The sequence below is a fragment of the Saprospiraceae bacterium genome, assembly GCA_016719615.1.
Taxonomy (GTDB): domain Bacteria; phylum Bacteroidota; class Bacteroidia; order Chitinophagales; family Saprospiraceae; genus Vicinibacter.
Window position 1 is genome coordinate 777,263 of record JADJYQ010000001.1, and the last position, 16,553, is coordinate 793,815.

The 16,553-nt window shown below is 38.1% G+C and carries 12 protein-coding genes; 2 read left to right on the plus strand and 10 right to left on the minus strand.

The genetic code is table 11. The features are described 5' to 3' along the window. The first annotated feature begins 155 nt into the window (after positions 1–155). Together IPM92_03170 and IPM92_03175 are read left to right on the plus strand one after the other, a co-directional pair. Entirely contained in the window at positions 156–4,784 is a 4,629-nt protein-coding gene (locus tag IPM92_03170) for an HYR domain-containing protein (protein MBK9107392.1), read from the plus strand. A 74-nt stretch (positions 4,785–4,858) separates the two neighbouring features. Then, positions 4,859–8,161 carry a M36 family metallopeptidase gene (locus IPM92_03175; protein ID MBK9107393.1) on the plus strand — a complete coding sequence of 1,101 codons (3,303 nt, stop codon included), beginning with the start codon at positions 4,859–4,861 and terminating at the stop codon, positions 8,159–8,161. Here the strand turns inward: IPM92_03175 and IPM92_03180 are convergent. From IPM92_03180 to IPM92_03225, 10 genes are all read right to left on the minus strand, one after another. Next, the gene (locus IPM92_03180; protein ID MBK9107394.1) at positions 8,141–9,538 is read right to left on the minus strand and encodes a DUF4403 family protein; all 1,398 of its coding nucleotides are present in this window, start codon (positions 9,536–9,538) and stop codon (positions 8,141–8,143) included. The two genes, IPM92_03175 and IPM92_03180, sit on opposite strands and share 21 nt — an antisense overlap. A gap of 46 nt (positions 9,539–9,584) precedes the next feature. Continuing rightward, positions 9,585–11,501: an acetate--CoA ligase gene (acs, locus tag IPM92_03185; GenBank protein ID MBK9107395.1), complete on the minus strand. Its 1,917-nt coding sequence runs from the start codon at positions 11,499–11,501 to the stop codon at positions 9,585–9,587. A 106-nt stretch (positions 11,502–11,607) separates the two neighbouring features. After that, positions 11,608–12,504 (minus strand): sterol desaturase family protein, encoded by an 897-nt coding sequence (locus tag IPM92_03190; GenBank protein ID MBK9107396.1) that lies wholly within the window; start codon positions 12,502–12,504, stop codon positions 11,608–11,610. Further along, positions 12,504–12,743: a hypothetical protein gene (locus IPM92_03195; GenBank protein MBK9107397.1), complete on the minus strand. Its 240-nt coding sequence runs from the start codon at positions 12,741–12,743 to the stop codon at positions 12,504–12,506. The genes IPM92_03190 and IPM92_03195 overlap by 1 nt, the downstream gene beginning before the upstream one ends. A gap of 25 nt (positions 12,744–12,768) precedes the next feature. Then, a complete protein-coding gene (locus tag IPM92_03200) occupies positions 12,769–13,209 on the minus strand; it encodes an OsmC family protein (protein ID MBK9107398.1) in 441 nt (146 codons plus the stop codon). Positions 13,210–13,214: 5 nt separating this feature from the next. Then, a complete protein-coding gene (trxA, locus tag IPM92_03205; protein ID MBK9107399.1) occupies positions 13,215–13,529 on the minus strand; it encodes a thioredoxin in 315 nt (104 codons plus the stop codon). Between the two features lie 30 nt (positions 13,530–13,559). After that, entirely contained in the window at positions 13,560–13,871 is a 312-nt protein-coding gene (locus tag IPM92_03210; GenBank protein ID MBK9107400.1) for a rhodanese-like domain-containing protein, read from the minus strand. 148 nt (positions 13,872–14,019) lie between these two features. Beyond that, positions 14,020–14,232 carry a heavy-metal-associated domain-containing protein gene (locus IPM92_03215; GenBank protein ID MBK9107401.1) on the minus strand — a complete coding sequence of 71 codons (213 nt, stop codon included), beginning with the start codon at positions 14,230–14,232 and terminating at the stop codon, positions 14,020–14,022. Between the two features lie 72 nt (positions 14,233–14,304). Next, positions 14,305–15,729 (minus strand): MBL fold metallo-hydrolase, encoded by a 1,425-nt coding sequence (locus IPM92_03220; GenBank protein MBK9107402.1) that lies wholly within the window; start codon positions 15,727–15,729, stop codon positions 14,305–14,307. A gap of 76 nt (positions 15,730–15,805) precedes the next feature. Continuing rightward, a complete protein-coding gene (locus IPM92_03225; protein MBK9107403.1) occupies positions 15,806–16,444 on the minus strand; it encodes a Crp/Fnr family transcriptional regulator in 639 nt (212 codons plus the stop codon). Positions 16,445–16,553: the final 109 nt, after the last annotated feature.

Consider the following 16,553-nt stretch of genomic DNA (forward strand, 5'->3'; position numbering starts at 1 on the left):
GAAAGAAGGGCCTTCCTATTACATTTTTGAAAAAAAATATATTAAAATTTTATTATATATAAAATATAATTATATTTGAAGTTTTATACCCAAGTAAACGTTCTTTAGCACAACAGCGCTTTTAGCGGAGTTTTTTAACATTCAATTCTTTGAACATGAAAATTACTACTACGCTAAGGCTTTGTTGCCTGTTTTTCTTTTCATTGTCCTTAAATCAAACAGGTTTAGGACAGTGTGATCCTGATAATACCCCACCGGTATTTACAAATTGTCCTCCGGATATAACCATTTTATTAGATACCTTCGATTGTAGCAGAGTTTATTGTTACAATGTTGAGGCTACTGATAATTGTACCCAACTAAGGCCTACTATACCTGGTTATCAGTTTATTGGGACATTTAATGGAAATACCTATTTCATTTCATCGCCACTACTGGTGAACCATGTGCATTGGTTGCAGGCAAATCAAATGGCAGCTGAATTAGGTGGACATTTGGTGACCATCGAGAGTGCAGCTGAAAACACTTTTCTTACTTCAAATATTCCGTTTGCAAATCCAATTAACCCAGCAAATGGAATCGGATCAAACCAGTATTGGCTTGGCTTGCGCTATTCTCCAATGTTGAATCAATACAAATGGATCACAGGGGAACCAGTCAATTATACCAACTGGGGATTCGGACAACCTGGAATTATTCCAGGTGAATTTATTTGGTTTTTAGATTTATTGAATGTAGGTACCTGGTGGGATTCTCCATCACTATTATTCAGAAGATTCATCATAGAATTCGAAGGTGGACTACCCATAAAGATGGTTTCTGGAATTCCTTCAGGAAACCCATTTCCTCCCGGACAAACAACCAATGTTTATCAGGCTTGTGATTCCAATGGCAATACTGCTGAATGCAGTTTTACGGTAGATGTTATAGGATCAACGAGTCTGTCTTGTAAAAACATCAATGTTTCCCTGGATGAAAATTGTCAGGCATTGATCACTCCAGAAATGTTACTAACGGGCGTTTATAATTGCTATGACGTTTTCGAAGTTAGCCTGACGTATTACGGAGCCCCTGTACCGAATCCTGTTGATTCAAATTATTTATGGAAGCATTTGACGGCAACGGTTTTGGATCCTACGACTGGCAACAGTTGTTGGTCTGATATTGTAATTGAGGATAAATTATCACCGGTGATCATTTGCAGAGCAGATACAGTTGATTGTAATTTATTAGAGGATGCGTTTCCATTAAATTACGATGGCTTTGATTGCAGCAGATATAGTGTTAAAACAATTGGAGAAAATGTAGAGCATATTGAATGCAATCGACAATATATAAAAGCCATATATAGAGATATCCAAATTACGGATGTAAAAGGGAATACAGATTATTGTACAGATACGATATTGGTAAGACGATTAGATATTGACTTTTTTGAATTTCCGGATGATCTGGTTGAGCTTTATTGCAATCGGCCATTTTTATTGGACGAAAAAGGTCACCCCAGTCCTGAAATAACAGGAGTTCCATATCATTATCAAACGGATGGAACTTATAATGCAATCTGGCCACTCAATGAATTGTTGGATTGCCACATATTAGTAAGTTACGAAGATTTGGATTTAGGTGAAATTAATTGTGTTCGCAAGATCATGCGTACGTGGACGATTCGGGAATGGTGGTGCAATGAAGAGCTGGTGAGAAGTTTTTTGCAAGTGATCGTTATCAAAGACGAGAGTGGCCCTGAGATCACTCATATGCCATATGGATTTGACGCGACGACTGGTAAACGGAATTGTTTAGCGCGTGTATTGTTGCCACCGATTGAATCTGTAGATGCCTGTCACAATGATTTGCGAGTAGATATAGCCTATCCTGGCGGAGTGTTACTGGATCAGAATGGCGGCTGGGTAGATTTACCGGTTGGAGAAGATACGGTATATTATAGAGTGTACGATGCGTGTTACAATGTAACGGAAGTATATATAGTTGTGCATGTGAGAGATCATACAGAACCTGTAGCGGTATGCGACCGGAACACGGTAGTTGCGATCACACATAATGGTTATAGCTGGGTACCTGCAGAAGTATTTGACGATGGAAGTTTTGATGAATGTGCATTACATCATTTTGAAGTGAGAAGAATGGACAGAGATTTTTGTGGAGGAGTAGGAGAAGATGACTGGGGTGCAGAAGTAGGATTTTGTTGTGCAGATGTGGGCAAGATGGTGATGGTAGGATTTAAAGCAATAGATCATAGCGGCAATGAAGCAATATGTATGGTGAATGTAGAAGTACAAGATAAGGACCGACCATTGATAAGTTGTCCGCCAAACATAACAGTTGATTGTCGATTTGATATAGACCGCGAACATTTGGAAGTATTTGGAAAAGTAGTGACGGAACAAAATGCGAGAGAAAAGATAGTGATTGATCCAAGATACTGGCATAACATAGGAGGCCATCCGCAAGATGGACTTGCGGAAGATAATTGTCCGCCGGAAGTTGTAGAGGAGCAGGATTATGGAGGATTGAATCAATGTGGCTTGGGTTATATCTACCGATATTTCACGGCAGTTGATCAGCAAGGAAACCGGAGTGAAGCTTGTTATCAGGTGATCACCGTAGTGAACCACGATATATTTGACGGCAACGATATCAATTGGCCGGATGATTATGAGACGAGTGATATCTGTGATCCGGATCAATTGATACCGGAGCGATTGGTGTATCCATACGACAGACCGGTGACCAATGATGATGAATGTAGTTTAGTGGGGATGAGTTATCACGATCACATATTATCACCGACCATACCGGGCGATCCATGTTTTAAGATCATACGAGTATGGAAAGTAATTGATTGGTGTCAGCGCGATATCAATAACAATGTATTGATCTGGCAGGATACGCAGTATATAAAAGTGTTTAACCGGATAGATCCAACAATCATAAGAGTAACGCAGGATACGGTGATCTGTAGTTATGATATTAATTGCAGACCGATCCCTGTAAGTTTTTCAATTGAAGCGGGAGATGATTGTACGGATCCCAAGCAGATGTTGTACACGTATAAAATTGATTTAGACAGTGATGGCACGATCGACATTACGAGAAGTAGTATAGGCGGCAATGTAGCGAGTGGCACATGGCCATTAGGAAAACATATTGTGAAGTGGGAAGTGGAAGACAGATGTGGCAATACAGTGAAGGCAAACTTTACATTGGATTTACAGAACTGCAAACCACCGGTAGCATATTGCATAAGTGGATTGTCGACGAGTTTGGTACCGATGGATTTGAATGGAGATGGAATACCGGATACAGCGATGGATACGGTGTGGGCCAGTGATTTTGATGCAGGCTCGTACCACAATTGTGGATATCATGTAGTATTGAGTTTTACAGCAGATACGAACGATCGTTATCGGATATACGATTGTGATGATCGTGGCTTACAGGAAGTGGAGATGTGGGTAACGGATATTAACGGCAACACATCATTTTGCAGAACATTTATAGATATCCAGGACAACAGTGGATTTTGTCCACCGACATTAAAGAATGCGAAAGTGGAAGGCGAGATTATGACGGAAGTGCAGGAACGTGTGGAGAATGTGAGTGTGGAGTTGTATAATTCCGGAAGGAATGAAATCCTGACGAATTACGATGGAAGATTTGCATTTGAACAACTGCCATCGGGCGAGCGCTATGAGTTAAAGCCGAAGAAGACAGATGGTTGGTTGAATGGAGTAAGTACAGCCGACATTGTAAAAATCCAAAGGCATATATTGGGAATAGAGCCCATCAAAACAGGCTACCAGATGTTAGCCGCGGATGTAAATCGGAGTGGCGAGATTACGGCCAAAGATGTATCTGAATTGAGGCGATTGATATTGGGAATCACCAGTGAGATTGCAGGCAATACGAGTTGGAGATTTGTAAACCGTGTACATACGTTCAACGATGTTAGCAATGCATTAAAGGAAGTGATACCGGAACGAGTAGAGATCAGCAATTTATATGGAGATATGAAGTTGGATTTTTATGCAGTAAAAGTTGGAGATCTGAATGGAACGGCAGCGACGAAAGGATTGAGCGGAAGTGTAACGAGAGGCGGCCGGGTACTAGAAATGGAGATAACGGAAGCGGAGTTGTTAGGAGGCGAAGAAAGCGAGATTGAACTGCGGATCAAGAATGGAGCAGGCTATACGGGAGTACAGTTTACCCTGGAGTGGTTGAATCAGCAAATAGAAGTGCTGGGAGTAGAGGGCAATAAATCGAAGCGGGTAGGAGAGGATAATTACGCAATGCATCAATTGCAGAATGGCAAACTGAGTGTAAGTTGGAATGGAGAGATGGAAGATGGGATGGATTTTATAAAATTGCGAGTAAAGGCCAAAGAGCGAATTACATTATCAGAAGTGATGCGAATCGGAGCGAGTATAACACCAGCCGTGAGTGTAACACAAGATGGTAATGAAGGACAGGTAGTGTTGAGATATAGTGGATTGGGCAAGGAAACATTTGTAGTCACACCCAACGAACCCGACCCATGGAATCGCGAAACGGTAATTGGTTTGTATTTACAACAAGCCGGAGATATTAAACTGACTGTTTATGATGTCACAGGAAAAATACACCTGGTGCAAAACCTAAACTTGACCAAAGGTTTTCATGAATACATTATTAGCAGAGGTCAATTAGATCATGCGGGCGTGTATTATTATCAGTTGGATTATAAAGATTTGACTGAAACCGGAAAGATGATCATCATTGACTAATTAATCAATGAACTAAAATTTTAATAGGCAGTCCGGTTTTGGACTGCCTATTTTTTTAGATAAATTCAAAGCAAATGCAATTCAGTATGATCCGGAGTTTCAATTTATTTGCGATTTTATTTTTTTTAAATATAAACTTTTGCGCGTTTGCTCAAAAGCAGGCATCTGAATTGGATATCGCCTTTATTAAAAAAAATTATAACCATATCAATTTTATACGGGAAGAGTTTGAGATTACGGCTCAATATTTTGATTCCCTTACAAATCTTCGACATATATATTTGCAGCAAATAATTAACGGCTTGCCTATCGAAGGATCCTTTGCGTCATTGCATTTTAGTAAAGAAAATGAATTAATACATTTTGCACACCAATTTGTTTTGGAGGTCAAAGAAAAATTGGCCGGTCGCAAGCATTTCTTATCAGAATTGAAAGCTTTGAATTTAATATGCCAAAATAGAGATATTTCGCTGAATGTTCGAAGCTTTAGCAGGCGCAATCAAAATTCTAAAAATAGCTATAAAATATTTTTAGATCAGATTGCAACAGATGAACAAATCGAAATTAAGTCGTCATATTATTTTATGACTGATCAAAATTTATTAATACCTACCTATTCCATTTTCTGGAAAAGAAATAAAACGAACGAATGGTTGCAGATACTTCAGGATGCTGCAAGTGGAGAAATCATTAAAGAAGTAAATCTCTTAAAATTTTGTTCTTTTGAGTCGGGTGATTTTACAAGATCCAACAGATTTAAAATTCAAAGAGCTGAAGAAATTCTCACAAATCAGTCGTGTTACAGAGTGTACCCAATGCCGGTAGAAAGCCCGATACATGGCAATCGTCAAGTCGTCATGAGTCCATGGATGAAGGCACCGGATGCCAGTCCTTTTGGCTGGCATGGTGATGGTTTAAATTTTTATTATAGTTCGAGAGGCAACAATGTAGATGCATATGAAGATAGCGATGATGACGATATGCCTACAGGGGGCGATCTTGCAAGAGCATATGGCGGACCAGCATTGAATTTTGATTTTCCATATGATCCTTCACTTCCACCATTTAATAATAAGGATGCATCCATCACCAATTTATTTTATTGGACAAATTTGATGCATGATGTTTGGCATCGCTATGGATTTCATGAACCATCCGGAAATTTCCAAATGAATAATTTTAATAAGGGCGGAATGGGTGGTGATCCAATTTTAGCACAAGGATTGGACAATGTTTATTATGCAAGAAATAATGCGACTTTTGGAACCCCTATTGATGGAACGAGTGGAATTATGCAAGTTTATCTTTGGCAATTTCCCATAGCAGACACCATGATTATCGAATCACCGCCATCCATTTATGGGAAATATAAATTTGTACATGCCCCCATTACACCATCTATTTATGCACCCGTTTCAAAACAAATAGTATTGGTCCAAGATGTTAGTTCATATCCAAGTTATGGGTGCTCTAATCTTACCAACACAAATGCACTATTAGGTAAGATAGCTATGGTTGATCGTGGGATCTGTTCATTCACAAGTAAGATGTCCCGCATCCAATCTGCTGGAGCAGTTTCAGTAATAGTTTGTAATAATGAAGATTCTGAACCTTCCGGAATTGGCGGCTGGTCTTATGGTCTCACTATTCCCGCTGTAATGCTTAGTAAAGCAGATTGTCAGCGCATTAAACTCCAGTTATCCAATGGAGTGGTTGGAACTTTACTGCCTAGTTCTGCTTTGAAATTTGGAATTTTGCAAAAATCATTCATTTTTTCCAGAGCTCAATTTGGCAAGAGTATTCAAAATCTCAATGCGCCCATTGTACAGGTATTGGATAATGTAAATAATACGATGGATGCCTGTGAATTTATAACGAACGGATTTGAATTGAATGGTAAAATTGCATTGATTGAAGACGGGAATTGCGAAACCAGTTATAAGATCATGCAGGTGCAGAATTATGGAGCAGTGGCAGCTGTATTATGCAAACAAGGTAATGGTTATCCGGATATAATCCCGGCTGGAAATTACGGACATTTGATAAACATTCCGGTGATCCAAATCAGCAATGCAGATTGTCAAACCATTCGTTTGAATTTTCCAGTAAATGCACAATTTAGAAATAACACCCCTGCATTGGTTGACGGTACGTTCGATGCAGGTATTATTTGTCATGAATACGGGCATGGTATTAGTACCAGGCTCACCGGTGGACCCAATAATGTTTCATGTTTAACAAATGCCGAGCAAATGGGTGAAGGCTGGAGTGATTTTTTTGGTTTAATCATGACGATCGTACAAGGCGATCATGCTTATAAGAGTCGTGGGATGGGTACGTTTAGTTCATGTCAGGGAACGAGCGGACGCGGTATTCGGCCCTTCCCTTATCATGTTTCTCTAACGGTGAATCCGGCAGATTACAATCAACTTAGTCAAATTGCAACGATCTCTCAACCTCATGGTATTGGCTACATTTGGTGTTCTATGCTTTGGGATTTAGTGTGGGCTTTTGTGAAACAATATGGTTTGGAACCAGACATCTACAATGTAAATTCAGGAAAGGGAAATACAAAAGTGTACAAGCTGATCATTGAAGCAATGAAGTTGCAAGCATGTAATCCCGGATTTGTGGATGCAAGGAATGCTATATTAAAAGCTGATACACTTTTATTTCAAAGTGCTAACGCTTGTTTGATCTGGAATGTATTTGCCAGAAGAGGTCTTGGTTTTAATGCCAATCAAGGTAGTCCTTATAGCAGAACAGATGGGATTGCAGATTATAGCGTTCCTGTTAATTGTAGTTATATGAGTGAAAAACAGTTGTTCGAACTAACTTTGTTAGCTTCAGAATCCCTTGACTTATTTGCTACATCAGGTGATCAAGAAATCAGACTATACTGGAGATCTGAATTAAAGCATATTCCTCAGAAAATAAGCTTGTTTAAAAAAACCGGATCAGACTCTATGTTGGAAGAAATTGAATTGACTCCTCAGATATTTAACCAATTATCGCATGTAGATCTCGAGGTAAAACCCAATGAAGTATATTTTTACAAATTATCGACCATTGGGATCAATGGCCATCAAATTGAATCCAAATGGGTGCGTGCACAAACGAAAGGAGGAAAACAAGATTGGGATCTCTATCCTAATCCGGTAAGTGACTATGTGGTTTTACATCATAAAACTTCATTTTCTGGAATGGTAAATCTCAAAATTTTTAGTAAAGAATTAAAACTGATCGATCAGGAATCCATTTTAATGCACAAAAACGATCATTTGCAAATCGATTGTAGTGATTTATTACCAGGTCTATACCTCTTGAGTTTGGAAACAACACAAGGAATCGAAACTTTAAAATTTATGAAGAATTAATTTGTCTTTATCAATTTTTTTGACAATGGCTTCCATTTCCAATTCGGCATTTAAGTAAAAATACAAACGGTTGTCATGAAATTGTATTTTCCTTAAGGAATAATCTTTTAGGTAACCATTGAGTTCCATACCTTCCATGATTTCATTCTTCTCTAACATTTTATGCACATTGGCCTCGAATTCTTTAAGGGTATTGTTTAATTGTTCTTCAACAGATTTTTTAATTTTTAATTCTGCGATCCCTTTCACCACAGCAAACACCAATTTATTAATTCCTTTTCCTTTTTGGGCCTTAATTTTAAAATCCTGCAATGTTATTTTCCGATCACCGGGTTCAAATTCGGGAATAAAACTCAGCAACAAATCACCTCTGTATGCACCTTCAGTGTTTAGTGTGATATACATATAATTTCCACCACCTGTCAAATGGGCTGATTTAATTTTTACTTTAGAAATACCACTCCCAAATGTTTGATTGACTATTTGCAACTGGATAAGAGAATCAATGAATTGTAATGGGATGCGCGATTGAATATTTAAAGCTGATCTGGCTTCAAAATGGGGTCTGACAGAGAAACTACATTTATGGTTAAACTCTTCAGGCATACTATCAGCAAGGACCGATTCAAAATAGAATATTAGTGGTATTTCGAGATTTTGGGATGTCATTGATATTGGCCCCAAAGCCATATCCAGTGGATTTGCAAACACATGAATCTCATTATCGTAATAGGAGTAGACCGGATTTTTGAAGTAGTTGTGCAAGCTATTGCTAATTTTATCCAGCTTAATATTTTGAGTTATGGATTCGTCAATAGAATTGCATAACAGCTGCTTATATTTTTTAATTATAAAATTTCCAATGCCCTCAATAGGTAAATTTACCCCTAACACATTTACAACTGGTTTTTTCTTCCATTGATGATGGCTTAATTCGGTTTTGAAAACAAGTTTATTGTCAACGATATCGAAGGTAGAAGTAAAATTTAATTGAATAGCACCATTTACTTTAAACGAACTAAAAATACCCGAAGGTGAAATTTCAACGGATACCGGGAGCTGTACAAAAATTTGTTGCTGACTGGCTTGTATGTCTAAAGGTCCATCCAATTGACTTTTTATTTTATAGCCATCCTCATAGTTTAAACCTTCGCTGAAATTTTGTGTAACCAAATAATTTATGACCGAATTTAATTCTTGTCGTCCCAATTTTACCTTAATATTTAAATTGGAACCAAACAATACAGGAGCTGAAGTAGTAAGATCAGAAGGAAGTGTTTCACTCATTTTTTTACTGCAGGCACTCCATTGAAAGAGTAGGGTGATGAAAAACAATACGCGTAAAATTATGGAATTAAAATGGCTTTGTGTGTTCATGTGCGATGTTTCCGGGAATGAATGTAATGTTTGTAAAAAAGTTGCTTCAGTGAATTCTGCCTTTTATGATTTCTTCGACAATGTTGGGATCCAGTAAAGTGCTGGTATCCCCTAATTGATCAATATCGCCTTCAGCGATTTTCCGCAGGATCCTTCTCATAATTTTACCACTTCTCGTTTTAGGGAGTCCACTCACGAGTTGAATTTTTTCTGTTTTGGCAATAGGGCCAATTTGTTCGCTTAATAACTCATTAATTTCATCCTGTAGTATGGTCTTTCCTGAAATTTCCTGTTCGTGTACAACAAAGGCATAAATTCCTTGTCCTTTAATGGAATGGGGGATCCCAACCACTGCACTTTCAATGATATTGGGATGTTGATTTATAGCATTTTCAACTTCTGCAGTTCCGATGCGATGGCCACTAATTTTAAGCACATCATCGACGCGCCCACTGATTCTCAGAAAGCCGTTTTCATCTTTGAAGGCGCCATCGCCTGTGAAGTAATATCCTTTATATTGATCGAAATATGTAAGCCGGCAGCGCTCATGATTTCCATAAGTCGTTCTTATCATGGATGGCCATGAATTTTTTAAACATAAATAGCCGTTCACATGAGGACTTGAAATTTCTTCCCCTTTCTCATTGAGTAATACCGGTATAATTCCAGGTAGTGGGAGTGTGGCATAGGATGCTTTTTGCGGAGTAACACCAGCCAGATTTGAAAGGAGAATTCCTCCGGTTTCAGTTTGCCACCAGGTGTCTGCAATGGGACAATTATTTTTTCCTATTTCTTTAGAGTACCACTCCCAGGCTTCCTCATTGATGGGTTCACCAACACTTCCCAATACCTTCAAACTTGCCAAAGATTTTCCTTTGAGGGGTTCTGATCCAAAAGTCATTAAACTTCGGATGGCAGTTGGAGCTGTATACAAAATGTTTACCTGATGTCTATCTACGATATCCCAAAAACGCCCGGCATCAGGCCAGGTGGGAATGCCTTCAAACATCAGTGTGGTTGCACCGGAGCACAAGGGTCCATAAACAATATAACTATGTCCGGTGATCCAGCCAATATCGGCCGTGCAAAAATGAATCTGTCCAGGTTTATATTGAAATACATTTACAAAACTATAACTAGCATAAACCATATATCCTCCGCAAGTGTGGACCACTCCTTTAGGTTTTCCCGTAGATCCGGATGTGTATAAAATAAATAACATATCTTCTGCATCCATGGATTCTGCTTTTGCAGATAATGCAGAATAACGATCCGTTTTGTCCATTTCTTCATGCCACCATAAATCGCGGCCGGGTTCCATATGCGGTTTGCAGTTTGTTCTTTGAACAACAAAAATTTTATTGATACTGTCAATGCGTTCCAGGGCTTCGTCTACGATTGATTTCAACTGAATATCTTTGCCGCCGCGGAAAGCTCCATCGCAAGTTATGATAAATGTTGCCTGGGCATCAAAAACCCTGTCAACGATACTTTGTGCACTAAACCCACCAAAAATAATGCTGTGTATGGCTCCTATTCTTGCACAAGCTAACATGGCAATGACCAATTCTGGAATCATTCCCATATAAATACAAACCCGGTCACCTTTCTTGACTCCATGATTCCTTAACATTTGAGCAGCGATACAAACCTGTTCGTGCAATTCGGAATAGCTCAACTTTCTGATCGCCTCCTTAGGATCATTGGGTTCCCATAGCAGTGCAATTTGATCTGCTTTATCAATGAGATGCCGGTCAAGACAATTTTCGGTAATATTTAATTTAGCTCCAATGAACCACTTCGAATCAGCCCGCTCCATATCTGTCTCAGAAACTTGATTCCATTTTTGATGCCAGCTAAAATGTTGAGCAATTTCATCCCAGAATTGATCTGGATCATTTATACTTTTAAAATATACTTCTTTGTACTGGTCGTAAGATTGAATTTGGAATGGATAACTCATGCCCATTATTATTTTTTGCAAAAATAAACAGGATTCCAACTAATCCCGAGTTGGTTTGTACGAAACAATAGTAAACTTAAATATTTATAAAAATGAAGTTTGTCTTTTAGTCAGATGAAGCCCCTTTTTTCTTCAAAATATTTTTAAAAGGGCTCAAAGATTGTTGCACAAATCCTTTTGCAAATTGATCAACATTTTCGAATCCGAGTTTTTCATCTCTTCCTGATTTTGGCATATAAACAGTATTGAATATATAATCCCATATGCTCAAGGTTAATCCATAATTCACGCCTTTAGAATTCGCTGGTAAGTGTTCAGCGTGGTGCCAGATATGCATTTGAGGAGAATTGAAAATGTATTGTAGGGGACCTAAGGGCAAGTATATATTTGAATGATTGAGATGCCCGATGGCTAAGGCAAAAATATGTACGATGAAAAAATCCGTCAATCCAAATCCAATCATCGCAAGTGGGATATACTCTACAGTTCTATAGATGATGGTCTCCATAAAATGATAACGCAAATGAGCGGCAAAGCCCATTTGTTGTACGGAATGGTGTACTTTATGAAACTCCCATAAGGTTGGAAAGTAATGTAACATCCTGTGGACATTCCATTGTATAAAATCGCGGAGTATAAAAAGCACGACCAATTTACTCCACAAAGGCCAACTGGATATTTCAATGGCTACTAAATTCTGAATTCCAAATAATCCCAGAAAATCACTAAACAGCGTCACAACAACTTCAGATAAAGCGTTGTATGCAATCAAGGAAAAAATAAAAAAATTAAAAAACATATAAAAGGCATCCAACCAAAAATCTTCACGAAATTTTCCTTGTTGTTTTCGCCATGGAAACAACAATTCTAAAGTAAATGCGAATATGGATATCCCTATGAGCCAATAAAAATAACTATGCCAGGACGGTGAGCTGATTTCATGCCAAAGATAGGCTGCATAAGATTTGTATGCGTTTAAAGCAATTTCAACATAGGACATCATCAATTGCGTTTTAGTTTAATAATGTAGAAGATAGATTTTGCAATGAGCAAACACCAGGGAATTCCATGAAAAAAGAGGTCCAACCAATCCATTGCAGCCATGCCATTTGCTCCTCCCATGACCCATTTCAGTTTGCCCCAAATATGTGGTTCCGGGGTATATGGCGCTAAACCAATTGTAAGACATAACAGGAGAATGATCTTCCAATTAAATAAATGGAAACCCGTAGGTTTGCGCAAATCTTGATCCCCGGATTCTGAAGTTTTAAGCATTTACAATGATAGTTGCTTGCAATATTACGGTAGATTTAATAGAGTTGGAGATTAAACATGCTGATTCGCTTTTATGGATGATGCGTTCAGCTTTTTCGCGGTCATTTTCATTTTTAATCGTGATAACAGGTTCAAGCACAATTTCGGAAATCGCGTATTTGCCTTCCACTTTTTCAAGTTTTCCGGTGGCATTACATCTATAGTCTGAAAATTCAAGTTTGGAGTTTTCGGCGATAGCCAAAAAAGTAGTCATCAGACAACTATTGACAGCCGCAACTAACAAGTGTTCCGGAGACCAAATTTTTTCAATTCCACCGGGAAAAGGAGGTGGTGTTGCAACTACAACAGAATCGCTGAGTTCAGCAGAATGAATGGTACCTTTGCGCAACTGATTCCATTGTGCATCTACTTTGTAATAATGTGTAAATTCCATATGATTTAGTTTAAGTTCGACTTAATTATTTGAAGTAATGATTCTTCAGAAATCATTCCTGAATGTTGCCAGACAATGTTGCCGCGATGGAACAGGATAAGTGTGGGTACGCCCCTGATATGATATTTATTCACAACGGATGGATTCTTATCAACATCTACTTTGAAGATTCTGATGTGATCACCTGTTTTGGATTTTATTTTATCGATCACAGGTGCCATCATCTTACAGGGGCCACACCACTCGGTGAAAAAATCTACCAACACCAGATTTTCGGCCTGTAGGATGCTTTGAAAACTTTTATTTTCTTTGATTTCCATTTTCATTTATTTTGGTAAACAGTAAGATGTTTATTTGATTTTATGAGATAGCGAATGCCAACCACCGCCATTGTATACATTTACGAAACCATTTTCAAGCAATAATTTTCTGGCAGCTGCACTCCGCATACCCGACGCGCAACAGCTTATAATGGTTTTGTTTTTATCCAGTTTACTCAGCTTTTTGTTCAAGTCTTGTAAGGGTATGTTTAAACTACCGGGAATATGCCCTCCAGAAAATTCTGCAGGAGTCCTGACATCAAGTATGATTGCACCAGCTTTTACAATTTGTTTATAGTCAACTTTTGTATTTGAAAACATTTTTTTTAAGAATTGTATCATGAAGAGTTTATTTTAAAATATTATTCATTTTTTTAGAGTTAAAAGCTCAAAGCTCAAAGCTCAAAGCGTAGTTCATATTACTAAACTAACAACCACCAACCACCAACTAACAACTAACAACCACCAACTAACAACTATCAGCCACCAACTAACTTACTTCATTCGCAGGAAATCCTATTTTCGTTAAAATATTTAGGATTTCTGTCAGCTTTATTTCTTCGGCGATTGTGAATTTTATTTCTTTCGTTTGCAGCTCTCCGCTAATGTTGGATATGTCTGCTTGTTCCCGCAATTTATCTTTTATAGTGCTAATGCATCCACTGCACTTAATTTGATCTATTTTAAGACATACTTCTTTCATGTCAATGATTTTGACTTAAAATTTAAAAATATTTTGAAAGGCTTAAAACTTGTGTTCTTTACTGCAACTATACTATAACAATGTCGTAGGACAAACGTATTCGGTGAGCTGAAACTTGGCTGTTTTTTGAATGGCCTGAAAACCACCATTTATTTCAATTAAGTTATCATATCCGCGCGCTTTTAAAATGCTGCAGAAAACCATCGATCGATATCCTCCGGCACAGTGAACATAATATGTTTTGTTTTTGTCAATGCTTTCCATACTTTCATTGATAAAATCAAGAGGCGCATTTTGTGCATCCAAAATATGTTCTGAATCATATTCACTTTTTTTCCGAACATCCAGAATATTGATATCTGGATTTTCATTTTTTATGGCATGCAATTCCTCTGCCGAGATGGAATGAATTTGATCAATTGGATAGTTATGGTTTATCCAGGACTCCATTCCACCTTCTAGGTAACCTATCGCGTGATCGTAACCTACTCTGGCCAGGCGCATGACAACTTCTTTTTCTCTTTCCGGCTCTGCTACAATCAGTATTTCTTGTTGGATGTCCGGGATCAATGTACCTACCCAAACAGCGAAGTTGCCATCGATTCCAATGTTGATCGAACCCGGGATGAATCCTTTGTTGAACCGTTGTGGTTTCCTGGTGTCTAATATCAATGCGGAAGTTTCCTGAGCTATGAGTTGAAAAGTTTCCGCCGAAAGGGATCTGGCACCTCTTTCCATCACCTCATCAATGCGATCATAACCCTGAATGTTGAGCATAACATTTTTTGGAAAATAAGAAGGGGGAGCTATTAAACCACTGGTTAATTCTTTTATAAATTCATCTTTAGTCATTTCCGTTTGGAGTGCATAGTTGGTCAACTTTTGATGACCAAGGGTGTCAGATGTTTCTTTACTCATGTTTTTTCCGCAAGCACTCCCCGCACCGTGAGCCGGATAAACTATAATATCATCAGAAAGCGGCATGATTTTGTTGCGAAGGGAATCATATAACATTCCTGCCAACATATCCTGAGTCAAGTCTTTGACCAATTTCTGTGCTAGATCCGGTCTGCCAACATCACCAATAAATAAGGTGTCTCCGGTGAAGATGGCCTTATCAATTCCTTCTTCATCAGTGAGCAGGTAACAAGAACTTTCAAGCGTATGTCCCGGTGTATGCAAAAGTTTAAGTTGGATCTTTCCGATATTAAAAACCATTCCGTCAGAGGCCTTTAAACATTCAAAACCCGTTTCAATTTCAGTGGGTCCATATACTATTTGGGCAGCTGTTTTTTCAGCAAGATCTTTGTGTCCCGATACAAAATCAGCGTGAAAATGGGTTTCAAAAACGTATTTGATCCTTGTGCCATTTTTCTCAGCCATATCGATATATGGTTGTACTTCGCGCAAAGGGTCTATAATTGCTGCTTCTCCTTCGCTTTCAATGTAATATGCTCCCTGAGCAAGGCAACCCGTATAAATTTGTTGAATTTTCATATTTTAAAATTACGATGTAAAATTACTTTGTATTTAAAGGACTTTATGTGACTTAGGTTACTTTTTGAGATGATTTTTAAAGCTTTTCAAATCCTTGCAAAAGTTTGATCTGGTTTCGGTAAAGCAAAAGTCTTTGATCATTTTCCAATTTTTTCAAAAGTCTTGAAATTACTACTCTGGAGCTTGCCAGATCCTCGGCAATTTGCTGGTGCGAAAGATTGATCAGGCTAGACCCTGCAATTTTTGATTTTTCTTTCAGGTAATAGATGAGTCTTTCGTCGAGTTTTTGAAAAGCGATCTGGTCTATGGTTTTCAACAATTCATCAAACCTGAGTTTCATGTTGCGCATGATGAAACTTTTCCAACTTGGATATTTGAGCAACCACTCGTCCATCAGTTGTATTGGAATGGCGTAAAGAAATAAATTGCCATCAGCTTCGGCTTTAATTTCACTAGGATGATGTTGCATACAACAAGTGATGGTCATGGCACAAATTTCCATGGGCATCAGATTATATAAAAATATCTCATTGCCTTCATCATCAATGCGACTTACTTTAATCGAGCCTTCCAAAACCAAAGGCATTTTTCTGATGATCTGCCCAGAATCTATAATGCGCTCTCCTGATGCAATTTGCATGAATTGAGCTTTTTGGACCAATTCTTCGGCTAATGATAATTCAAATAGTTCTTCCAGTCTTTTTTCAAATGACAATCTGAGTTCCGGACTTATTTTTTGTTGCGGTTCAGCCATAATTCTGAATTTATGAAAATATATTGACTTTCCTATAGATCTGGAAAAGAACAATTTGAAAGCAACTAAA

What these genes read in the sequence shown, in the direction of transcription:
- IPM92_03170 (MBK9107392.1), top strand. Translation starts at nt 156, where the DNA reads ATGAAAATTACTACTACGCTAAGGCTTTGTTGCCTGTTTTTCTTTTCA.
- IPM92_03175 (MBK9107393.1), top strand. Translation starts at nt 4,859, where the DNA reads ATGCAATTCAGTATGATCCGGAGTTTCAATTTATTTGCGATTTTATTT.
- IPM92_03180 (MBK9107394.1), bottom strand. Translation starts at nt 9,538, where the DNA reads ATGAACACACAAAGCCATTTTAATTCCATAATTTTACGCGTATTGTTT.
- acs (MBK9107395.1), bottom strand. Translation starts at nt 11,501, where the DNA reads ATGAGTTATCCATTCCAAATTCAATCTTACGACCAGTACAAAGAAGTA.
- IPM92_03190 (MBK9107396.1), bottom strand. Translation starts at nt 12,504, where the DNA reads ATGATGTCCTATGTTGAAATTGCTTTAAACGCATACAAATCTTATGCA.
- IPM92_03200 (MBK9107398.1), bottom strand. Translation starts at nt 13,209, where the DNA reads ATGGAATTTACACATTATTACAAAGTAGATGCACAATGGAATCAGTTG.
- trxA (MBK9107399.1), bottom strand. Translation starts at nt 13,529, where the DNA reads ATGGAAATCAAAGAAAATAAAAGTTTTCAAAGCATCCTACAGGCCGAA.
- IPM92_03210 (MBK9107400.1), bottom strand. Translation starts at nt 13,871, where the DNA reads ATGATACAATTCTTAAAAAAAATGTTTTCAAATACAAAAGTTGACTAT.
- IPM92_03215 (MBK9107401.1), bottom strand. Translation starts at nt 14,232, where the DNA reads ATGAAAGAAGTATGTCTTAAAATAGATCAAATTAAGTGCAGTGGATGC.
- IPM92_03220 (MBK9107402.1), bottom strand. Translation starts at nt 15,729, where the DNA reads ATGAAAATTCAACAAATTTATACGGGTTGCCTTGCTCAGGGAGCATAT.